This window comes from Streptomyces sp. 1114.5, from assembly GCF_003635085.1.
Taxonomy (GTDB): Bacteria; Actinomycetota; Actinomycetes; order Streptomycetales; family Streptomycetaceae; genus Kitasatospora.
In genome coordinates this window covers 3,160,162-3,181,742 of the sequence record NZ_RBXE01000001.1, presented here as the reverse complement: position 1 = coordinate 3,181,742, position 21,581 = coordinate 3,160,162, and the positions used below count along the sequence as shown (strand labels likewise).

Sequence of the window (21,581 nt, the reverse complement as noted above, 5' to 3'; positions counted from 1 at the left end):
CCCTTTTTCTTTTGAGCCTATGTGATCATCGGCCGGCATATGAAACCGGGGTGACCACCAAGGGTCGGGCCGACACTTCGAGGCGTCAACCCCTCCCTCAGGCACAGAACCTACCGGATCATCCCGACACCGCCGGCGCCTCCGGTGCGGTCACATCGAAGTTCGTACCCTTCTGATTCATCAGCGCCACCAGCACCCGGGCCTTGCGGTCGTTCTGCTCCGGACTCCCCCAGCGCACCGTCGCACCCCCGCTGAGCTGCAGCTCGATGTCGTCGTACGAATGCACGAGCACCGCTCCGGCCCGCTTGGCGACCTCCGGCGGGAGCCCGGCGGCCACCGCCACCGCGCCCTGCACCAACTGCGGACGGGAAATCACGCCGTCCACGTCATTCGCCTGCTGACTGAGCCGCAGTTCCACCACCGGCACGCCCTCCGGCGGAGCCGCCTCGGTGGCGAAGCTCACGCCCGCGGCATCCACCTGGGTGAACCGGCCGTCATCCCCCTTGACGGCGGCCACCGCCTTGCGCTCGACGACCTTCACCTGCAGGGTGTGCGGCCAGCCGCGCCACACCTCGGCCTTCGCCACCCGGGGGATCGCCTCCACCCGGCGCCGGACGTCGTCCAGGTCCACCCGGGCCAGCGGGCCGTGCCCGAGCCCGCCGATCACGTCGCGGACCTGCGGGCCCGTCAGTTTGTCGTCGCTCGTGCCCTGGACGGCGACGCTGCGCACGTCCAGGACCGACGAGAGGAACACCAGCCAGGCCAGCCCGCCCAGCACCGCGGCGCCGAACACGCTCAGCACCACGATGCCCCGCCGGGAGAGCCGGAGGCGGGGAGCGGACTCCTCGCCCTCCAGCTCCTCCTCCAGAGGGTCGGCGAGCCGGCCGTCAGCCACGGCGGCGACCGCCGCGGTGGGCCTGGATGGCCTCGTAGACCATGCCGACCAGCAGGTCGTCGGCGTCCCGGCGGCCGAACTCGGCGGCCGCCCGGCTCATGTCCCACAGCCGCTGCGGGTCGGTGAGCACCGGCAGCACGTTCTGCAGCACCCAGTCCGGGGTCAGCTCGGCGTCGTCCACCAGCAGGCCGCCGCCGGCCTTGACCATCGGCTGGGCGTTCAGCCGCTGCTCGCCGTTGCCGATCGGCAGCGGCACGAAGGCGGCGGGCAGGCCGACGGCCGCCAGCTCGGCCACCGTCATGGCGCCGGCCCGGCAGAGCATCATGTCGGCCGCCGCGTACGCGAGGTCCATCCGGTCGAGGTACGGCACCGGGCGGTACGGCGGCATCCCGGGGACGTCCGCGACCTGCGGCAGCTCGTTCTTCGGGCCGACCGCGTGCAGGATCTGCACGCCGTACTGCTGGAGCCGCGGAGCGATCGCGGTGACCACCTCGTTGAGTCGGCGCGCGCCCTGGGAGCCGCCGGAGACCAGCAGGGTCGGCAGCCGCTGGTCGAGGCCGAAGTACTGCCGGGCCTCCGGGCGGGCCGCGTTGCGGTCCAGGGTGGCGATGGTCCGGCGCAGCGGGATGCCGATGTAGCGGGAGTCGCGCAGCTTGCTGTCGGGCGTGGAGACGGCCACGAAGTCGCTGTAGCGGGCGCCGATCTTGTTGGCCAGCCCGGGGCGGGCGTTCGCCTCGTGCACCACGATCGGCACGCCGGCCCGCTTGGCGGCCAGGTAGGCGGGCATCGCGACGTAGCCGCCGAAGCCGACCACGGCGTCCGCGTTGACCCGCTCGATGATCTCCTGAGCGGCCCGGACGGTGCCGCGCAGCCGGCCGGGGACGGTGATCAGCTCCGGGGTGGGCTTGCGGGGCAGCGGAACGGCCGGGATGAGCTCCAGCTGGTAGCCGCGCTCGGGTACCAGTCGGGTCTCCAGACCGCGCTCGGTGCCCAGGGCGGTGATCCCGATGGACGGGTCGTGCCTGCGGAGTGCGTCCGCGAGGGCCATGGCCGGCTCGATGTGACCGGCGGTCCCCCCGCCGGCGAGTACGACATGCACCGAAATTCACCGCTCCCTGCGTGCCGGCCCGGGGGCCGGGCGCGCTGTGGTTCGTCGTCGTGGCAGCACCCGGGCCAGTCGCTTCCTGATCCGGGAGTTCTTGCTCCGGGCGGCCAGGGCCGCCTTCGCGCCCGAGGTGCTGCGTGCCAGGCACAGCAGCACACCGATCGCGGACATGGCCGACAGCATGGCGGAACCGCCGTAGGAGAACAGCGGGAGCGGGACGCCCGCGATGGGCAGCAGTCCCAGCGCCGACCCCAGGTTGATCATGGCCTGCGCCATGATCCAGGTGGTGGCGGCTCCCGCGGCGTACCTGACGAAGGGATCCTTCGTGCCGATGGCCACACGGATACCCGCGTAGCCTAGTGCCGCGAAGAGACCGATCACCGACAGCGTCCCCACCAGGCCCAGTTCCTCGCCGGTCGCGGCGAAGATGAAGTCGGTGTGCGCCTCGGGCAGCTGGCCCCATTTCTCCACGCCGGCGCCCAGGCCGGTACCGAAGCCGCCGCCGTTCGCGAACGCGAAGACGCCGTGCAGGGCCTGGAAGCAGGCGCCCTCCGGGTCGAGCTTGGTGACGCCGATGCAACCGAGGCGCTCCGCCCGGTGCGGGACGGTGACGACCAGGGCGGTGCAGACCACCACCGCCACCCCGAGGGTGGCCACGAACAGCCGCAGCGGTGCGCCGACCATCCAGAGCAGCGCGAACACCATGGCCACCAGGATCATCGAGGTGCCCATGTCGCCGCCGAACATGATCAGCGCGAGCAGCAGCAGGGCGCCCGGCACCAGCGGCACCAGCAGGTGCTTCCACGAGTTCAGGGTGCCCGCCTTCTGCTTGCGGGCGAGCAGGTCGGCCCCCCAGAGCACCAGCGCGAGCTTGGCGAACTCGGAAGGCTGGAACTGGAAGAAGCCGAAATCCAGCCAGTTCTGGTTGCCGTTGATCCGCACCCCGATGCCGGGCACGGCGACCAGGGTGAGCGCGCCGATCACCCCGATCATCACCGGGTAGACGATCACCCGCAGCACCGCGACGGGCACGGAGGCGAAGCCGATCAGCAGGACGAGGCCGAGGATGGCCGCGACCAGCTGCTTGAGGAAGTAGTACTGGGCGGCGTGGTGCTGGTTCAGGGCGAGGATCTGCGAGGCCGAGAAGACCATCATCAGCCCGAGCACGACCAGCAGCAGCGTGCTGCCGACGACCAGCAGGTACGGCGTGAGCGGCCGGTCCAGCCAGTACCGCACCCGGGCCCGGAGGGCCTGGACGCGGGCCAGCGGACCGGCCGACTTGTACTTGGTCGTGGTGGCGGAGATCACTCGCCACGGCTCGGCGGCGTCCTGCTTCCCCATGCCGGAATCCGCCCTGCCCTGCCCCGCCACCGTTCTCCCCTTCGTACGGCTCGTTCGCCTCCGGGTCGCTCCGGACCCGACCCTGCGGCTCACTCGCCCCGGTGCGGCCTCTCGGCCTACTCCCCGGAGTCCGCCAGCTGCCGGACGGCCGCGGCGAACAGGTCGCCGCGCTCGCCGTAGTTGGTGAACATGTCCATCGAGGCGCAGGCCGGAGCCAGCAGCACCGTGTCGCCCGATCGGGCGAGCGACGCGGCCGTGCGGACCACCTCGGTCATCGCCACCGCGCCAGTCTGGCCCGCGGCCGCCTCGATCACCGGCACATCCGGAGCGTGTCGCTCCAGCGCCTCCCGGATCAGCGCCCGGTCCTCGCCGATCAGCACGACCGCGCGCAGCCGCTCGGCCGCGCCCTGGACCAGGTCGTCGAAGGTCGCGCCCTTGGCCAGGCCCCCGGCGATCCAGACGATCGGCCGGTAGGCGGCCAGCGAGGCGGCCGCGGCGTGGGTGTTGGTGGCCTTGGAGTCGTCGATGTACGTGACCTCGCGGACCACGCCGACCTCGGCGATCCGGTGGGCGTCCGGGCGGAAGGCCCGCAGGCCCTCGCGGACGGCCTTCGGCTCGACGCCGTACGCCCGGGCCAGCGCCGCTGCGGCGAGCGCGTTGGCGATGTTGTGCGGGGCCGGCGGGTTGACGTCCTCGACGGCGCCCAGCTCGGCCGCGTTCTTGGCCCGGTCCTCGACGAAGGCCCGGTCCACCAGCAGCCCGTCCACCACGCCGAAGTTCGACGGGCTCGGCGCGCCGAGGCCGAAGCCGATCGCCCGGCAGCCCTCCTCGACGTCGGCCTCCATGACCAGCGCCTCGGTGGCCGGGTCGGCCAGGTTGTACACGCAGGCGACGACGTTGCCCTCGTAGATCCGGCCCTTGTCGGCGGCGTACGCCTCCATCGAGCCGTGCCAGTCGAGGTGGTCGGGCGCCAGGTTGAGCACCGCCGCCGAGTACGGGCGCAGCGAGGGCGCCCAGTGCAGCTGGTAGCTGGAGAGCTCGACGGCGAGGACGTCGTACGGCTCCTCGGCGAGCACCGCGTCCAGCACCGAGACCCCGACGTTGCCGACGGCGGCGGTGCGCTTGCCGGCGGCGGTGAGGATCGAGGCGAGCATCTGGACGGTGGTGGTCTTGCCGTTGGTGCCGGTGACGGCCAGCCAGGGGGCGGGCTCGCCGGTGCCCGGCAGCGGCTTGCGCAGCCGCCAGGCGAGCTCGACGTCGCCCCAGACCGGCACCCCGGCCGCCTCGGCGGCGGCGAACAGCGGGCTGTCCGGCGCCCAGCCGGGCGAGGTGACGATCAGTTCGGTGCCCTCGGGCAGGCTGGCGCCGTCGCCGAGGCGCACGGCGACGCCCTGCGCCTCCAGCTCGGCGGCCCGGGCCGCCAGGCCCGGCCCGCTGCCGCCGTCGACCACGGTGACCCGGGCGCCGAGCCCGTTCAGGACGCGCGCGGCGCTGATGCCCGAGACGCCGAGGCCGGCGACCACGACGGGCAGGTTCACAAAGTCAGGGTTCGTCATCCGGTCCGGTATCCCGCGTAGAAGAGGCCGAGGCCGACGGCCACGCACAGACCCTGGATGATCCAGAAGCGGACCACGACCAGGACCTCGCTCCAGCCCTTGAGTTCGAAGTGGTGCTGCAGTGGCGCCATCTTGAAGACGCGCTTGCCGGTCATCCGGAAGGAGCCGACCTGGATGATCACCGACAGCGTGATGATCATGAAGAGGCCGCCGAGCAGGATCAGCAGCAGCTCGGTGCGGGAGCAGATCGCCAGACCGGCCAGGGCGCCGCCGAGGGCGAGCGAGCCGGTGTCACCCATGAAGATCTTGGCGGGCGAGGTGTTCCACCACAGGAATCCGAAGCAGGAGCCCATCAGAGCGGCGGCGACCACCGCGAGGTCCAGCGGGTCGCGGACGTCGTAGCAGGCGTTGGTGGCGGAGAGGAAGTAGGCGCAGCTCTGCCCGTACTCCCAGACGCCGATGAAGGTGTAGGCACCGAAGGCCATCACCGAGGCGCCGGTGGCGAGACCGTCCAGACCGTCCGTCAGGTTCACGCCGTTCGAGGTCGCCGCGATCATGAAGTACGCGAAGATGACGAACAGCACCGGGCCGATCGACCACTTGAAGTCGCGCACGAAGGACAGCGACTGGGAGGCCGGGCTGAGCCCGCGGTCGTCGTGGAACTGCAGCGCCAGGACGGCGAAGACGAGGCCGACGATGGACTGGCCGGCCAGCTTCGCCTTGGCCCGCAGGCCCAGCGAGCGGCGCTTGACCACCTTGATGTAGTCGTCCAGGAAACCGACCAGGCCGAGGCCCGTGGTCAGGAAGAGCACCAGCAGCCCGGAGGCGGTCGGGGGCTCGCCCGTTATCGCCTTGGTGCCGAAGTACGCGATCAGGGTCGCCAGGATGAAGGCGATGCCGCCCATGGTGGGCGTGCCCTTCTTGCTGTGGTGCGCCTTCGGCCCGTCGTCGCGGATGTACTGGCCGTAGCCCTGCCGGGCGAGCAGCTTGATCAGGGCGGGCGTGCCGACCAGCGAGAGGATCAGGCCGATCATCCCGGAGATGAGGATCTGCTTCATCATCGGGCAGCACCGTCCGCCAGGAGCGCCTCGGCCACCTTCTCCAGCCCCACCGAACGGGACGCCTTCACCAGGACCACATCCCCCGGCCGCAGCTGACTGCGCAGCAACTCGACCGCCGCGTCCGCGTCGGACACCAGCACCGACTCCTCACCCCACGAACCTTCGTTCCTCGCGCCGAGTTCCATGCAGGCCGCCTCGCGTCCGCCGACCGCCACCAGTTTGGTGACGTCCAGCCGGACGGCGAGGCGCCCGATGGCATCGTGCTCGGCCAGGCTCTCCTCGCCGAGCTCCCGCATCTCGCCGAGCACCGCCCAGGTGCGGCGGCGCTCCGGGCCGCGCCCCCCGATCGAGACCAGCGCCCGCAGCGCGGCCCGCATCGAGTCGGGGTTCGCGTTGTAGGCGTCGTTGACGACGGTGACACCATCGGCCCGGTCGACGACCTCCATGCGCCAGCGGGACAGCGCACCCGCCTCGCCCAGGGCTGCGGCGGTGTCGTCGACGGACATCCCGAGCTCCACCGCCACCGCGGCGGCGGCGAGGGCGTTCGAGACGTGGTGCTCACCGTACAGGCGCAGCTGCACGGGCGCGGAACCGGCTGGGGTGGTGAGCGTGAAGGATGGCCGTCCGGTGGCGTCCAGGCGAACGTCGGTGGCCCGGACGTGGGCGTCCGGGGACTCCCCGAACAGGACCACCTTCGCCTTGGTGCGGGAGGCCATCGCGCGCACCAGCCGGTCGTCCGCGTTGAGGATCGCGGCCCCGTCGACGGGCAGCGCCTCGACGAGTTCGCCCTTGGCCTCGGCGATCGCCTCCTTGGAGCCGAACTCGCCGACGTGGGCGGTGCCGACGTTCAGCACCACGCCGATCCGGGGCGGGGTGATCGAGGTCAGGTACTCGATGTCGCCCTTGTGCCGGGCACCCATCTCCATGACCAGGTGCCGGGTGCCGGCCTCGACCCGCAGCGCGGTCATCGGGTGGCCGATCTCGTTGTTGAGCGAGCCGGGCGGGTAGACGGTCTCGCCGTGGCGCTGCAGCAGCTGGGCGATCAGGTCCTTGGTGCTGGTCTTGCCGGCCGAGCCGGTCAGCGCGACCACGGCGGTGCTCTCGGCGCGGGCGACCACGGTACGGGCCAGCCTGCCGAGCGCCTCCACCACACTGTCGACCAAGACGGCGGGCACGCCGACCGGGCGGGAGGCCAGCACCGCGACGGCGCCGGCCTCGACCGCGGTGGCCGCGTACGCGTGGCCGTCCACGTGCTCGCCGACGAAGGCCGCGAACAGGCCGCCGGGGCTCACCTTCCGCGAGTCGACCTCGACCGGGCCGGTGACCAGGACGTCCGGGTCCGCGCCGTCCAGGGTGCCTCCGACTGCGGCGGCCACCTCGGCGAGGGTCAGTGCGATCACTGCTGCTCTACTCCTCGGTCGCCCCGCGCGGCCGTGGTCCGCGCGATGGACTCGCGCAGCACCTCCCGGTCGTCGAAGGGGCGGATCTCGTCTCGTACGTACTGGCCGAGCTCGTGGCCCTTGCCGGCCACCAGCACGGTGTCCCCGGCCTGGGCGCGGGCGACCGCGAGCAGGATCGCCTCGGCCCGGTCGGGGACGACCAGGACGTCCCCGCGCTCGGCCTCGGGCACCGCGGCGGCGCCGGTCAGCATGCTGGCGAGGATCGCCAGCGGGTCCTCGCTGCGCGGGTTGTCGCTGGTCAGCAGGGCGGTGTCGGCGAGGCGGGCGGCGATGTCGCCCATCGGGCCGCGCTTGTGCGGGTCGCGGTCGCCGCCGCAGCCGACGACGACGTGCAGCCGGCCCTTGGTGACCTCGCGCAGCGAGCCGAGGACGGCCCGCAGGGCGTCCGGCTTGTGCGCGTAGTCGACGACGGCCACGAACGGCTGTCCGGCGTCCACCCGCTCCAGCCGGCCCGGCACGCCGGGGACGGCGGCCACGCCGGCCACGGCGCGCTCCAGCGGCAGCCCGGCGGCGACCAGCGCGGTGATCGCGGCGAGCGCGTTGGCGACGTTGAAGGGGCCGGGCAGCGGCACGGCGGCGTCGGCCTCGGCGCCGTCCGGGCCGAGCACCCGGAAGGTGGAGCCGACCGGGCCGAGCTGGACGTCGACGGCCCGCCAGTCGGCCTCCGGGGCGCCGGCGGCGGAGAAGGTCGTCACCGGGATCTTGGCCTCGGCGGCGAGCCGGCGGCCGTACTCGTCGTCCAGGTTGACCACGCCGTGGCGGGACTTGCCGGGCTGGAAGAGCCGGGCCTTCGCCTGGAAGTAGTCCTCCATGTCCGGGTGGAAGTCGAGGTGCTCCGGCGTGAGGTTGTTGAACAGCGCGACGTCGTACGCGACGCCGTCGGTGCGGCCGAAGACCAGCGCGTGGCTGGAGACCTCCATGGTCACCGCGTCGGCGCCGCGCTCGGCCATCACGCCGAGGATCGCGTGCAGGTCGGTGGCCTCGGGGGTGGTGCGCTCGCTCTTGATCCGCTCCTCACCGACCCGCATCTCGACGGTGCCGATCACGCCGGGGGTGCGCCCGGCGCCGCGCAGGCCGCCCTCGACCAGGTACGAGGTGGTGGTCTTGCCGTTGGTGCCGGTCAGCCCGATCATCAGCAGCCGCTCCGAGGGGCGGCCGTAGACGATGGCGGCGAGCTCGCCCATGACGGCCCGCGGCCGATCCACGACCAGCAGCGGCAGGCCGGTGCCGGCCGCCAGCTCGGCGCCGGCCGGGTCGGTGAGCACGGCCACCGCGCCGGCCTCCGCGGCCTTGGCCGAGAAGGCCGCGCCGTGGTGGTTGGCGCCCGGGAAGGCCACGTACACGTCGCCCGGGCGGACCGCCCGGGAGTCGTGGGTGACGCCGCGCACGGCGCCGCCCTCGACGGGCGCCAGGCCCAGCCGGCGGGCCAGCTCGGCGAGCGGCAGAGCGGCGCTCCCGGTCGGGCGGGGCGGACTCACGGTGGTTTGATCGGGTTTCGGCACGGCGGGAAGGCTATCCGTCGAAGGGCGTCCAGGGCCAAACCGGCCCCTCGCCGCGCCGTCGTCCGGCCCGCCCCGCTCGTCGCTCATCCTCGCTCACGGCTTCCACTCGACGGGCAGGTTGGGCGCCTGGCTGCCACTCGGCGGGACCTGCAGGGTCTTCAGGGTGAACTCCATCACCTGCTTGAACACCGGCCCGCACAGCTGGCCGCCGAAGTGGCCGTTGACCGGCCCCTGGAGGGTGCAGGAGACGGTCACCCGGGGGGCGTCGGCGGGGGCGAAGCCGATGAAGGAGGCGGTGTAGCCGTCGTAGCCCTTGCCGTCGGCGGCCCCCCGGTTGGCGGTGCCGGTCTTCCCGGCGACCCGGTAGCCGGGGATGGCGGCCTTGCCGCCGGTGCCCTGCTCGTCGTCGACGACCGACTCCAGCATCGACGTGAGGGTCTTGGCGGTCTCCGGGCTGACCACCCGGGTCTGCTCGCCCGCCGCCGTCGGGCTGTACTTGCCGTCCGGGCCGGTGACGCCCTGGACGATGCTCGGCGCCACCCGCACCCCGCCGTTGGCGATGGTGGAGTAGACCGAGGTGGCCTGGAGGGCGTTCATCTGCAGCGGGCCCTGGCCGAAGGAGATGTTGTACTTCTCCGAGGCGACCAGGTCCTCCGGCTTCTTGAGCATCCCCGCGGTCTCCCCGGGGAAGTTCAGGCCGGTCGGCTGGGCGACGCCGAACTTGCGCATGTAGCCGTCCAGCACCTTGTTCGCCTGCAGCTGGTTGCCGTCGCCGAGGGTCTCGACCGCCTCGATGGTGCCGATGTTGGAGGACTTGGCCAGCACCCCGGCCAGGGTCAGGTACCAGTCGCCGTGCTCGACGTCGTCCTTGAACTGCTGCCCGGCGCGCACCAGCCGGTTCGGCACGGTGACCTTGGTGTCCCAGTTGGCCTTGCCGGAGTCCAGCACGGCGGCCAGGCTCATCAGCTTGGCGGTGCTGCCCGGTTCGTACGCGTCGACCAGGGCCGGGTTGCCCAGCTGGGCCTGCTTGGACAGGCTCAGGTCGTTCGGGTTGAAGCCGGGCGCGGTGGCCATCGCGAGGACCTGGCCGGTCTTCACGTCCTGGACCACGACGTAGCCCTTCTCCGCGCCGGAGTTGGCCACCTGGTCGGTGATCGCCCGCTGGGCGGCCCACTGGATGTCCCGGTTGATGGTCAGCTTGACGTCGCTGCCGGGCACGGCCGGGTCCATCGAGCCGCCGGCGGTGGGCACCAGCCGCCCGCCCGCCTGGGCGTAGCTGCTGTGCCCGTCCTTGCCGGCCAGCTGCTGCTGGTACTGCAGTTCGAGCCCGCCGGCGCCCGCGCCCTCGCCGTTGACGAAGCCGACCAGGTTGGCGGCCAGCCCGTCGGCGGGGTAGACGCGCTTCTGGGTCTCCCGGTTGAACACCCCGGCCAGCGGGTTGGCGCACTCGTTGTCCACCCGGGTGCGCCCGCCCTGGTCGGCGGGCTTGCCCAGCAGCTTCTTCTGCAGCTGGCAGGCCCGCGAGCCGGCCTGCTTCTCCAGGCTCGACTTGAGGTCGCTGATCTGGTTCTTGGCGGCCGGGGTCTGCTGGGCGGCGAGCCGCTTGTAGCGGGTCTTGGGGGTGTGCAGGTCGGCGGCGATCTTCTCCTTGGACAGCCCGAGGATCGGCGACAGCAGCGCGGCCGCCTGCTCCGGCGCGTCCGGGATGCCGGTCGCCTCCGGGGTGAACATCGCCGGGTCGGCCGTGATGTCGTACGCGTCGACGGTGGCGGCCAGCGCCACGCCGTCCGCGGACGTTATCGAGCCGCGCTCGGCGGTGATCGGGATGTTCAGGTAGCGGTTGGTGTTGGCGTCGGCGGCCAGCGCATCGGAGTCCACCAGCTGGAGCTGGACCAGGCGGCCCGCGAAGACCGAGAACACCAGCGACATCGCCACGGTGATCACCCGCAGGCGGCGCTTGGGCTCGGCCAGCTTGAGCGCCTTGGGGCGCAGCGCCGGCCGGGTCCTCGGGAGCGGCCGCACCGCCGCCTGGCTGCGGGCCGCCGGACGCTCCTCGGAGCGGCGCGGCTGCGGCGCCCGCGGGGTACGGGCGGCGGCGGTCCTGGCGGGCTGCGCCTTGGCCGACTGGCTGCGGGCGGGCTGTCCCTTCACGGGCTGTCCCTTGCCGGACTGGGCGCGCGGCGCGGCGCCCCGGGGTGCCGGTCGGCGGCCGCTGCCCGAGCCCGAACCGGAGCCCCCGGCGGGCTGACGAGGCGTGCCCTTTCGCTCGTTCCACTCGCTCACCGACCCGCACCCCCATTCGACTGGGCCGGCGAGGCCGGGTTGAGCTGGATCACCGAGTCGCCGGCCGAGGCCGCCGCCGTCGGCGTGGTCTGCGGAGCGGCCGGCGGGGCCGGTGCCGGCGGTGCGCCCTGCGGAGCCGGCGACTGCCCGGCGCCCGGCTGAGGAGCGCCGGGAACGGTCTTCGTCGGCCAGGGCTCGGCCGTCGAACGCTTGACGGGCGGGCTGTCCTGCGCCGGCCCCGGGGTGCCGATCACCTTGCCGCCGTTCGGCACGTCCAGGAAGGCCATCCCGCCGGCCGGGACCATGCCCAGCTCGGCGGCGCGCTTGGCCAGCGCGTCCGGCGCCGAGCTCTGGTCGATCTCGTGCTGGAGGCTCTGCTGCTCGTCGGTCGCCTTGGTGGTCTGCTTCTGCAGCCGGGACAGTTCGAAGGAGCCCTCGTTGAGCGCCGTGTTCAGTGCCAGCAGCCCGAACAGCCCCGCCGCGAGCAGCGCCACGATGAGCACCGCGAACGGCGTGCGCCCCCGGACCGGGCGCTTCCCCGGCCGGACCGTGATGCGTGCCCTGCCCTGTCCGGGGAGTCCTCCCCGCCCCGCCCGGACCTCACCGGCCACCGGCCCCACCGCTTTCCTCCGCCCTTCGGACCCCGCCGGGCCGGTTCGTCAGCCCCGCTTGCTTCGGTCCCTGATCCTCTCCGCCACCCGCAGCCGTACGGGCGCGGCGCGCCGGTTCTCCTCGATCTCCTCCTCGGTGGCCAGCTCGGCACCGCGGGTGATCAGTTTGAGCCAGGGCTGGTGCTCCTCCGGGATGAACGGCAGCCCCGGTGGGGCCGTGTTGGTCGCCCCGGCGGCGAAGTACTGCTTCACCAGGCGGTCCTCCAGCGACTGGTACGACATCACGACCATCCGACCGCCGATCGTGAGGACGTCCAAGGCCCCGGGGATCGCCCGGTCCAGGACCTCCAGCTCGCCGTTGACCTCGATCCGCAGCGCCTGGAACGTCCGCTTGGCCGGGTTCCCGCCGGTGCGACGGGTCGCCGCCGGAATCGCGTTGCGCACCAACTCGACCAGACGCGCGCTCGTGGTGAACGGTTCCTTCGCCCGCTCCCGCACGATCACCGAGGCGATCTTCCCGGCGAACCGCTCCTCGCCGTAGAACTTGAGGATCCGGGCGAGCTCGCCGTGGCTGTAGGTGTTCAGCACCTCGGCCGCGCTGATCCCGCGGGTCTGGTCCATCCGCATGTCCAGCGGCGCGTCCTGGGCGTACGCGAAGCCGCGGTCCGCCTCGTCCAGCTGCATCGAGGAGACGCCGAGGTCGAACAGGACGCCGTCCACCCGGTCGATGCCCAGGCGCTCCAGCACCTCGGGGATCTCGTCGTACACGGCGTGCACCAGGGTGGCCCGGTCGCCGAAGGGGGCCAGCCGCTCGCCGGACAGCTTCAGCGCCTGCGGGTCGCGGTCCACCGCGATCAGCCGGACCTCGGGGAACTGGGTGAGCAGCGCCTCGCTGTGCCCGCCGAGGCCGAGGGTGGCGTCCACCACCACGGCACCGGGGCGCGAGATCGCCGGGGCCAGTGCGTCCATGCACCGCTGCAGCATCACCGGGACGTGCTTGGGGCCCGGTTCGTTGGTGGTCATGCGCGGCGGCGCCCTTCCTCGGTGCGGAGCAGCCCGACGTCCGGGAGCTGCGACCATTCTCGCCCACCGCCCCCCGGCACGACGAAGCGGCCCGTGGTCCCCGCCCGCTCAAGGGGAAGATCGTGACCGCCCGGCGCCGGGGAAGGTGCGCCAGGTGGCACGGAGCGGGTGGAGGCCACGGACCGCGTCGACCGGGCCGCACCGGCCGGGAACGCCCGGTTGACGGGCTCCGGCGGGTGTGCTCCACTGCGCCGCAAACTCTATCGCGCGGGTCTCGCCAGTCAATGGTCCGCTCCGGCGCACCACCCGGGCGGCGGTACGGATCATCGCAGGTCGCGGCCGTTGGGGCGGCCCCGCGGCGGTCCGATCCGGGGGCCCACGGAGACCGCCGCGCGCCCCCCGCCCCGCGAGCGCGTACGACCCACCTCGGGAGCAGCCCGGACAAACCCTCCCGTTGTGGCTATGTGCTCGATCACAGCGGCTCGTTCTGTAGCTCTCCGCCCCACCGCGGACGCCCGAATCACACTAACGTCGCCGCCATGACAGTGACTCCCGACCGGCCCACGCCGACCGCCGCTGCCGACTCCGCCCGCCCCACCATCATCGACCGCTTCGTCTCGGCCAACCGCGAGTACGCGGTGACCTTCCAGGACGGCGGCATGGACGCCCGTCCGGTGCAGAAGATCGCCGTGGTGGCCTGCATGGACGCCCGTCTCGACCTGTTCGCGGCGCTCGGCCTCGAACTCGGCGACGCGCACGTCATCCGCAACGCCGGCGGCGTCGTCACCGACGACACCATCCGGTCCCTGACCATCAGCCAGCGCGCCCTCGGCACCCGCTCGATCGCGCTCATCCACCACACCGGCTGCGGCCTGCTCGGGCTCACCGAGGACTTCCGCCGCGAGCTGGAGCTGGAGGTGGGCCAGCGCCCGCAGTGGGCGGTGGAGGCCTTCGTCGACCTGGACGGCGACGTCCGCCAGTCCATGCAGCGCGTCCGCACCTCCCCCTTCCTGCTGCACACCGACGACGTCCGCGGCTTCGTCTTCGACGTCCACACCGGCCTGCTGCGCGAGATCGCGTAGCCCCGGCCCTCCCCACCATTCGGCGGCGGCCGAATGGTGACTTCCGGCCGCCGCGCGGGGGAGAATGCGCCTGCCGGTCGGACCCCGAACCACCTGGGGCGGCCGGGCCGCAGGCCGCCTCCCCCGCGCCGGATCCTCCTTCGGAACCGGCCCCGGGACGGCCGCGTCAAGCATGGGTGGGGTCCGGCCTCGGGACGGGGCGGGCACAGGGTGCCAGGGAGCGTAAACGGGTGACGAGCTACAACGATCAGGCCGGTCTCGGTGGTCCTGCGGGGGGCGAGCGGAGGACGGACGGGTACCGGCCGATCGGACTGCCTGAGCTCGCGGCGGTCGTGGAACGCGTTCGCGCCAACGTCGAGAGCGTGATCGAGGGCAAGCCGGAGGCCGTCCGGATCGCCCTGACCGTCCTGCTCGCCGAGGGCCACCTGCTGCTGGAGGACGTGCCCGGCGTCGGCAAGACCATGCTGGCCAAGGCGCTGGCCAGGTCCGTCGACTGCACCGTGCGCCGCATCCAGTTCACGCCCGACCTGCTGCCCTCGGACGTCACCGGCACCAACATCTACGACCAGCAGCGGCACGACTTCGAGTTCCGCCCGGGCGCGATCTTCGCCCAGATCGTGGTCGGCGACGAGATCAACCGCGCCTCGCCCAAGACCCAGTCCGCGCTGCTGGAGTCCATGGAGGAGCGCCAGGTCACCATCGACGGCACCAGCTACGAGCTGCCCTCGCCGTTCATGGTCGTGGCCACCCAGAACCCGGTCGAGATGGAGGGCACCTACCCCCTGCCCGAGGCCCAGCGCGACCGCTTCATGGCCCGGATCTCGATCGGCTACCCCAGCCCCGAGGCCGAGCTGGCGATGCTGGACGTGCACGCCGGCGCCAGCCCGCTGGAGGACCTGCAGCCCGTCGCGCACGCCGCCGACATCCTCAAGCTGATCGACCTGGTCCGCACCGTGCACATCGCCGACCCGGTCCGCCGCTACGCCGTCGACCTGGTCGGCGCGACCCGCACCAGCCACGAGCTGCGCCTGGGCGCCTCGCCGCGCGCCACCCTGCACCTGGTCCGGGCCGCCCGCGCCGCCGCCGCGCTGGACGGGCGCGACTACGTCACCCCGGACGACGTCCAGCGCCTCGCCGTCCCGGTCCTCGCGCACCGGCTGATGCCGACCGCCGAGACCCAGCTCAGCCGCCGCACCTCCGAGCAGATCGTGACCGACCTGGTCGCCCGGCTGCCGCTGCCGCGCCCGCAGGGCGGCCCGGCCGTCCGGAGGGTCTGAGGTGGCCCAGTCCGACTCGGCCTCGGGGCTGCGGGCCGGATTCCGCGGCCTCACCACCCGGGGCCGTTCCTTCCTCGCCGCCGGGCTGACCGCGGTGGCCTGCGCCTACCTGCTCGGCCAGGACGCGCTGCTGCGCGTCGGCGTGCTGCTCGCCGCGCTGCCGCTGGTCGCCGTCGTGGTGGTCGCCAACACCCGCTACCGGGTGGCCAGCGGCCGCCGGCTCAGCCCGCGCCGGGCGGTCGCCGGCCAGGAGGCCCGGGTTCACCTGCGGCTCGACAACGTCTCCCGGGTGCCCACCGGGCTGCTCCTCCTGGAGGACAAGGTCCCGTACGTGCTCGGGCCGCGGCCGCGCTTCGTGCTGGACCGGGTCGAACCGCGCGGCTACCGCGAGGTGTCCTACCGGGTCCGCTCCGACCTGCGCGGCCGCTACCCGCTCGGCCCGCTGCAGCTGCGGCTGTCCGACCCGTTCGGGATGTGCGAGGTGACCCGCTCCTTCACCGCCTCCGACGTCCTCACCGTCGTCCCCCAGATCCAGGCGCTGCCGCACGTCCGGCTCAGCGGCGAGTGGCTCGGCCAGGGCGAGAACCGCAGCCGCGCCCTGGCGCTGGCCGGCGACGACGACGTGATCCTGCGCGAGTACCGGCCGGGCGACGACCTGCGCCGGGTGCACTGGCGCTCCACCGCCAAGTACGGCGAGCTGATGGTGCGCCGCGAGGAGCAGCCGCAGCGGGCCCGGGCCACCGTCCTGCTGGACACCCGGGAGATCGGCCACCGCGGCAGCGGCCCCGCCTCCTCCTTCGAGTGGGCGGTCAGCTGCACCGCCTCCGTCGCCGCGCACCTGCTGGAGCGCGGCTACCAGGTCCAGCTGCTCACCGACACCGGCCAGTCGGTGCCCGGCCCCGGCGCGGGCGGCAACAACAGCGCCGCCGACACCTCCGGGCTGATCCTGGACGCCCTCGCGGTCGCCGACCTCTCCGACGGCGGCACGCTCTCCCGCGCCGAGGAGCCGCTGCGCACCGGCGGCGAGGGCCTGCTGGTCGCCGTGCTCGGCGAGCTGGACGACACCCAGGCCGCCCGGCTGGGCCGGCTGCGCAGCCGCACCGGCGGCGCGATCGCCTTCCTGCTGGACAGCGGCACCTGGGCCGGCCTGCGGATGCTCGCCCCGGACACCGGCGGCGACGAGTTCCGGGCCCGGGTCCGGAAGCTGCGCGAGGCGGGCTGGACGGTGATCCCGGTGCGCGCCGGCGACTCCCTGCCGACCCTGTGGCGGGCCGCCGAGGGCGCCAAGACGACCGCCCCCAACCGAGAAGAGGCCGGCGCGTGACCACCCGGGCCAAACTGACCGTCTACTCGGCGCTGGCCACCGCCCTCGCCTCGCTCTGCATGCTGCCGCTGCTGACCACCCGCAGCTGGCTGACCCACGCCGTCCTGGTGATCGCCGTGCTCGCCGCGGTCGGCGCGGGCCTGCGCCGCTCCCCGCTGTACCGCTGGACGGTGCCGGTCGGGCAGCTGCTGGTGCTGCTCCTGCTGATGCTGCTCGGCTTCGCCGGCGCCGGCGGGATCCTGCCCGGCCCGGCCACGATGCGGGTCCTGGACCAGGTCTTCGCCTCCGGCCTGGACGACATCCAGCAGTACGCGATCCCCGCGCCGCCCACCCCCGGCCTGCGGCTGATCCTGGTCTCCGCGGTCGGCCTGATCGCCGTCGCGGTGGACACCGTCGCGGTGACCTACCGCCGCGCGGCCCTGGCCGGGCTGCCGCTGCTGGCGCTCTACTCGATCGGCAACGGCCTCGCCGGGGACCACGGCAGCTGGGTCTGGTTCGCCGTCGCCGCGGCCGGCTACCTGCTGCTGCTGTTCGTCGAGGGCCAGGACCGGGTCTCCCGCTGGGGCCGGATCTTCCGCGGCGGCGCGCGCGGCATGGTGAACGCGGAGACGGTCAACCCGGGCGGCCGGCAGGTCGGCATCCTGGCCCTGGCCGTGGCGATGGTGCTTCCCGCGGTCCTGCCGCAGTGGGGCGGCGGGCTGCTGCATTCGGGCCCCGCCGGCTCGGGCGGCACCGGCGGCGGGAGCGTGGCGACCAGCCTCGACCCGCTGGTCAGCCTGGAGGCCGCGATCACCAAGCCCACCGACGCCGAGCTGCTCAGCTACACCCTGGACAGCACGCTGGCCGACCAGACCTACCTGCGGACCGGCTCGCTGGACCAGTTCGACGGCACCAACTGGAGGCTCGCCAGCACCACCGTCAACGACCTCCCGGCCACGCTGCCCCTCCCCGAGGGCCTGCACGACGCCAACGTCCCCCGGATCGAGGGCGACTTCCAGGTCAGCGACCGGCTGGAGAACAGCTGGCTGCCGATGCCCTACCCGGCGGCCTCCGTCCAGGTCCCCAACCGGGGCGACTGGCGGCTCGACCCGCTGACCCGCACCGTCCTGCCGGCCAACGACAAGGCGATCCGCGGCCTGCGCTACCACGTCAGCGCCCTGGACCTGCGGCCCACCGCCAACGAGCTGCGCCAGGCCCCCTCGGCGCCGTCGAGCATCCGGGAGCACTACACCGCCGTCCCCTCCGACCTGCCCTCGGTGGTCTCCGAGCAGGCCAGGAAGGTCACCTCCGGCGCACAGAACGACTACGACCGGGCGATGGCCCTGGTCAACTGGTTCACCGGCCCGGACTTCAAGTACGACACCAGCGTCTCAGCCGGCACCGGCAGCAACGCGATCGCGGTCTTCCTGCGCGACCGCCGCGGCTTCTGCGTGCACTTCGCCTCCACCATGGCGGCGATGGCCCGGTCGCTGAAGATCCCGGCCCGGGTCGCCGTCGGCTTCACCCCCGGCGACAACAAGGGCGGCAACGTGTACTCGGTCACCGGCCGGATGTACCACGCCTGGCCCGAGCTGTACTTCAGCGGCTACGGCTGGCTGCGCTTCGAGCCGACCCCCAGCCGCGGCACCCCGACCCGCTACACCGAGACGTCCAGCGCCCCGACCACCGCGCCGACCCAGCAGGCGACCGCCGCCCCGCAGACCGCCTCGGCCGCCCCGGCGCCGTCCGCGAGCTCGGACTGCACCGCCAAGCAGCGCCAGCTGGGCGACTGCGGCCCCAAGAGCAAGGCCGCCGCCCAGGCCGGCGAGGAGTCCTGGCTGCTCTCCGGGCAGGTGCTCGGCACCCTCGCCGCAGTGCTCGCGGTACTCGCGCTGCTGCTCCTCCCGATGCTCTGGCGCACGGCCGTACGCCGTCGCCGGCTGGGCCGGAGCGGGCGGCGCCGGCCCGGCGGGGACGGCCCGACGGAGCTGACCGACGCCCAGGTGCTGGCCGCCTGGGACGAGCTGGTCGACTCCGCCTGGGACCTCGGAATTCCCCCGGACGAGTCACGCACCCCGCGCTCGGCCGCCCGACGGATCACCGAGAAGGCGGCCCTGGACGCGGACTCGGCGGCCGCCGCCGGCCGAGTGGCGCTGGCCACCGAACGGGTGCTCTACGCCCCGCCCGGGCAGCCGACCACGGCGCCGCTGGCCGCCGACGTCCAGACCGCCCGGCGCGGCCTGCAGGCGCACGCCGGCCGGGCCGGGCGGACCAGGGCGCTGCTGCTGCCGCCGTCCTCGGCGCAGCTGTGGTGGCGGATCTCCGACGCCGTACGGACGGCCAGGACGGCCGTCGCCACCGGCGCGGGCCGGGCCGGCGAGGCGGTGTCCGCGCCGGTGCGGCGGGTCTTCACCCGGCGCCCCAAGCCGGACGCCCCGGAGTCCTGACCGGGGCCGGACGCACCGACGCCGGGGGCGGGCAGTCGATCGACTACCCGCCCCCGGCGTCCGCGTTCTGGAGTCCTGCGTTCGACGATCCGGGCCCCGGAATCCGGCTTCCGGAGCGGCCGCGGCTCAGAAGCCGCCGGTCTGCTCGTCCCGTCGGCGCTGCCAGCGCTGTTCGACCCGGTCCATCATCCCGGCCTTGCGCCGCGCGGCGGCGGTCTGGCGGGCCCCGGAGCCCTGGCCCGCGGGCCCGCGGCGCCAGCCGGTCACGGCGAACACCGCGCACCCGAGCATCACCAGGAAGCCCACGACGCTGACCCAGATCTGGTCCGGAACGACCATGCCGCCCATCAACAGGCCGATCCCCACCACGAAGCCGGCGACGGCCAGGTAGACCCGACGACGGGTGTGGGTGCGCAGCCCGGTTCCCTCAAGCGCCGACGCGAATTTGGGATCTTCGGCATACAGCGCTCGCTCCATCTGGTCGAGCAGTCGCTGCTCGTGCTCCGAGAGCGGCACGGAGTCCTCCTACTCGTCGGTCGCGGGTGCGACCGGTCCGCCCACCCCGGTCGGGGAGGCAAGTCCAATCAGCCATGGGGCACACGGTCGGACGCCTGTGCGGGGGACCCGGCCCGTGTCGTCCATATGCCCCACGCGTCCGGCTGTCATGCTTTCCGGCTTTACCCAGATCATACGGTCCGTGGGCCCGTTACGGGGTGGTCTGCGCCGCGTGGGACGGGCCACTTCCGGCGGGTACGGCCGCACCGGTGTCAACGCGCCACGCCCCGGACAAGTGCCCGATCCGATGGAATCGGTCGAGACCTGGGGACCTTCACCTCCGGTGATCGGGATCCGGCCGCGGAACCCCTCGCCCGTACGGAACGCGAACCGCCGCCGTACGGCGGGCGAGCCGTACGGCGGCGGGAGGTTTCGCGAAGGCCTCGCGAAGGCGTCCGGCAGACGGTTCAGGCCAGGGTGGCCAGGAGGTGCAGCTGGGTCGCCACGGCGTGGAAGTCGGGCTGCGCGGCGGCTGCCTCCTCCAGCTTCAGCAGCGCCTCCAGAGCGCCCGGCTCGGTGTCCACCAGGACGCCGGGGACCAGATCGGCGAAGACCCGGATGCCGTGCACCGACTCCACCCGCAGGCCCGCGGCCTCGGCCAGCCGGCCCAGCTCCTCGCCGGTGAAGCGGCGCGGCATCGGGTCCTGCTCGCCCCAGCGGCCGTCGGCGGCGGAGAGCACCGTCCGGGCCTCGTTGAAGTGGCCGGCCAGGGCGCGGGCCAGCACGGCGCCGTTGCGGTTGGCGGCCAGCAGGCTGACCAGGCCGCCCTTGCGCAGGGTGGCGGCCAGGCTGCCGAGCGACTCGGCCGGGTCGTCCACGACCTCCAGCACGCCGTGGCAGAGCACCGCGTCCACGCTGCCCGGGGCGACCAGCTCGGGCAGGGTCTGGGTGTCGCCCTGGACGGCCCGCACCAGCTCCGTCACCCCGGCCTCGGCGGCCCGGCGCTCCAGGGCGAACAGGGCGTCCGGGCTGGGGTCGACCACGGTGACGCGGTGGCCGAGCTTGGCCACCGGCACGGCGAAGTTGCCGGTGCCGCCGCCGGTGTCGACCACGTCGAGCACCGGCTGGTCCAGCTCGGCGGCCCGCTTCTCCAGGGCTGCCCGCACCACCTCCCACACCACGGCGGTACGCAGGGCGCTGCGGGGACGCGTCGGGTACAAGGTGGGGCTCCTCGGCACGTGCGGATCGATCAGGATGCCCCCACCTTAAGCCTGACGGCCCCGGGCCTTAAGCCTGACGGCCTTGAACCCGACGGCCGGCGGGCGGCCCGTCGCCGTCCAGCGGCAGTCGCGGGGCCGGCGGGGCCACCCGCAGGCCCAGCAGTCGCTCGACCAGGCGCAGGAACAGGGCGGAGTTGCGGATCAGGTCGTCGGCGTCGCGGGCCGAGGCAGCGCCCCTGATCCCGGCCTCGGCGGCGGCCCGGCGGCGCGCCCCGGCGCCGTAGTAGAGCGCCCACTCGGCCAGCTCCGGGGCGACCTCGGGCAGCACCTCCCAGGCGCTGCGGATGGCCTTGCGCCGGCGTGGGCTCTTCTCCGGGCGGCCGCGCGCCGCCAGGACGGCCGCCACCGTGCGCAGCGCGGCCAGGTGCGCGGTCGCGTAGCGCTCCAGCGGGTCCTCCAGGGCGCGGGCCCGGACGAGGGTGCGGTGCGCGTCGGCGAGCAGGTCGAGCGCGGCCGGCGGCGCGGCGACCCGGCGCAGCACGGGGTGGACGTCCGCTCCGGCGGGGCGGCCACCGGACGGCCCCGGGGTGTGCGGCAGGGCAGCGGAGTGGAGGCGGGCGGTGACGGGCTCAGGATGGCTGATGGTCATGGTCTCCCCCGTTCCGAGGCAGCGCGCGGACCGGGTGGTCCGTGCCCCTCCATCGTGAACGGCACCACTGACAATCGGCCGGGCCGGCCGCTCCGCCGGGCAGGGCCGCCCGGGAAAGCAAACCGGCGGCGGGCGCGGGCCCTCCCCCGGACCGCGCCGCCGCCGTGTGCCGTCGCTCCGCCGTTCCCCCCGTGGACGGCGGTGGCGAACCTCCCCCGTGGCCGGTCTCCCCCCGGCCCGCTCCGCCGCCCCGTGTCGGCGGTGCGGGGAC

Annotated in this window: 17 protein-coding genes; 4 read left to right on the top strand and 13 right to left on the bottom strand. The window is 73.7% G+C overall.

From position 1 onward, the window contains the following. Nucleotides 1–118 precede the first annotated feature (118 nt). From BX285_RS14060 to rsmH, 10 genes are all read right to left on the bottom strand, one after another. Complete coding sequence (locus BX285_RS14060; protein WP_121175302.1) at nt 119–895, bottom strand: cell division protein FtsQ/DivIB; 777 nt, start codon at nt 893–895, stop codon at nt 119–121. Further along, complete coding sequence (murG, locus tag BX285_RS14055) at nt 888–1,994, bottom strand: undecaprenyldiphospho-muramoylpentapeptide beta-N-acetylglucosaminyltransferase (RefSeq protein WP_097238276.1); 1,107 nt, start codon at nt 1,992–1,994, stop codon at nt 888–890. Before murG ends, BX285_RS14060 begins: the two co-directional genes overlap by 8 nt. A 6-nt stretch (nt 1,995–2,000) precedes the next feature. After that, nucleotides 2,001–3,341, bottom strand: a complete 1,341-nt coding sequence (gene ftsW, locus BX285_RS14050) for a putative lipid II flippase FtsW (protein ID WP_097238275.1) — start codon at nt 3,339–3,341, stop codon at nt 2,001–2,003. Nucleotides 3,342–3,457: 116 nt separating this feature from the next. Continuing rightward, entirely contained in the window at nt 3,458–4,897 is a 1,440-nt protein-coding gene (gene murD / locus BX285_RS14045; RefSeq protein WP_121175301.1) for a UDP-N-acetylmuramoyl-L-alanine--D-glutamate ligase, read from the bottom strand. Further along, nucleotides 4,894–5,958: a phospho-N-acetylmuramoyl-pentapeptide-transferase gene (gene mraY, locus BX285_RS14040; RefSeq protein WP_078588656.1), complete on the bottom strand. Its 1,065-nt coding sequence runs from the start codon at nt 5,956–5,958 to the stop codon at nt 4,894–4,896. Before mraY ends, murD begins: the two co-directional genes overlap by 4 nt. Next, the gene (gene murF, locus BX285_RS14035) at nt 5,955–7,358 is read right to left on the bottom strand and encodes a UDP-N-acetylmuramoyl-tripeptide--D-alanyl-D-alanine ligase (protein ID WP_097238272.1); all 1,404 of its coding nucleotides are present in this window, start codon (nt 7,356–7,358) and stop codon (nt 5,955–5,957) included. The genes mraY and murF overlap by 4 nt, the downstream gene beginning before the upstream one ends. After that, the gene (locus tag BX285_RS14030) at nt 7,355–9,007 is read right to left on the bottom strand and encodes a UDP-N-acetylmuramoyl-L-alanyl-D-glutamate--2,6-diaminopimelate ligase (protein ID WP_121175300.1); all 1,653 of its coding nucleotides are present in this window, start codon (nt 9,005–9,007) and stop codon (nt 7,355–7,357) included. Before BX285_RS14030 ends, murF begins: the two co-directional genes overlap by 4 nt. A gap of 6 nt (nt 9,008–9,013) precedes the next feature. Continuing rightward, complete coding sequence (locus BX285_RS14025) at nt 9,014–11,071, bottom strand: penicillin-binding protein 2 (RefSeq protein WP_257032826.1); 2,058 nt, start codon at nt 11,069–11,071, stop codon at nt 9,014–9,016. 128 nt (nt 11,072–11,199) lie between these two features. Beyond that, nucleotides 11,200–11,706 carry a septum formation initiator family protein gene (locus BX285_RS14020; protein ID WP_257032825.1) on the bottom strand — a complete coding sequence of 169 codons (507 nt, stop codon included), beginning with the start codon at nt 11,704–11,706 and terminating at the stop codon, nt 11,200–11,202. A gap of 156 nt (nt 11,707–11,862) precedes the next feature. Continuing rightward, complete coding sequence (gene rsmH / locus BX285_RS14015) at nt 11,863–12,837, bottom strand: 16S rRNA (cytosine(1402)-N(4))-methyltransferase RsmH (RefSeq protein ID WP_097238270.1); 975 nt, start codon at nt 12,835–12,837, stop codon at nt 11,863–11,865. Nucleotides 12,838–13,376: 539 nt separating this feature from the next. Between rsmH and BX285_RS14010 the strand changes: the two genes are divergently transcribed. The 4 genes from BX285_RS14010 to BX285_RS13995 all read left to right on the top strand — a co-directional run bounded on the left by BX285_RS14010 (nt 13,377) and on the right by BX285_RS13995 (nt 18,946). Further along, the gene (locus BX285_RS14010) at nt 13,377–13,919 is read left to right on the top strand and encodes a carbonic anhydrase (RefSeq protein WP_097238269.1); all 543 of its coding nucleotides are present in this window, start codon (nt 13,377–13,379) and stop codon (nt 13,917–13,919) included. 230 nt (nt 13,920–14,149) lie between these two features. Continuing rightward, nucleotides 14,150–15,196 carry a MoxR family ATPase gene (locus BX285_RS14005; RefSeq protein WP_179852903.1) on the top strand — a complete coding sequence of 349 codons (1,047 nt, stop codon included), beginning with the start codon at nt 14,150–14,152 and terminating at the stop codon, nt 15,194–15,196. 1 nt (nt 15,197) lies between these two features. Next, the gene (locus tag BX285_RS14000) at nt 15,198–16,520 is read left to right on the top strand and encodes a DUF58 domain-containing protein (RefSeq protein WP_257032824.1); all 1,323 of its coding nucleotides are present in this window, start codon (nt 15,198–15,200) and stop codon (nt 16,518–16,520) included. Next, the gene (locus tag BX285_RS13995; RefSeq protein ID WP_121175299.1) at nt 16,517–18,946 is read left to right on the top strand and encodes a DUF3488 and transglutaminase-like domain-containing protein; all 2,430 of its coding nucleotides are present in this window, start codon (nt 16,517–16,519) and stop codon (nt 18,944–18,946) included. Before BX285_RS14000 ends, BX285_RS13995 begins: the two co-directional genes overlap by 4 nt. Before the next feature lie 126 nt (nt 18,947–19,072). Here the strand turns inward: BX285_RS13995 and BX285_RS13990 are convergent, their stop codons facing one another. From BX285_RS13990 to BX285_RS13980, 3 genes are all read right to left on the bottom strand, one after another. After that, nucleotides 19,073–19,462, bottom strand: coding sequence for a DUF3040 domain-containing protein (locus tag BX285_RS13990; RefSeq protein ID WP_097238267.1), 390 nt, complete (start codon nt 19,460–19,462; stop codon nt 19,073–19,075). Nucleotides 19,463–19,908: 446 nt separating this feature from the next. Beyond that, nucleotides 19,909–20,661 carry a methyltransferase domain-containing protein gene (locus tag BX285_RS13985; RefSeq protein WP_097238266.1) on the bottom strand — a complete coding sequence of 251 codons (753 nt, stop codon included), beginning with the start codon at nt 20,659–20,661 and terminating at the stop codon, nt 19,909–19,911. 67 nt (nt 20,662–20,728) lie between these two features. After that, complete coding sequence (locus tag BX285_RS13980; RefSeq protein ID WP_398900949.1) at nt 20,729–21,304, bottom strand: SAV_6107 family HEPN domain-containing protein; 576 nt, start codon at nt 21,302–21,304, stop codon at nt 20,729–20,731. Nucleotides 21,305–21,581: the final 277 nt, after the last annotated feature.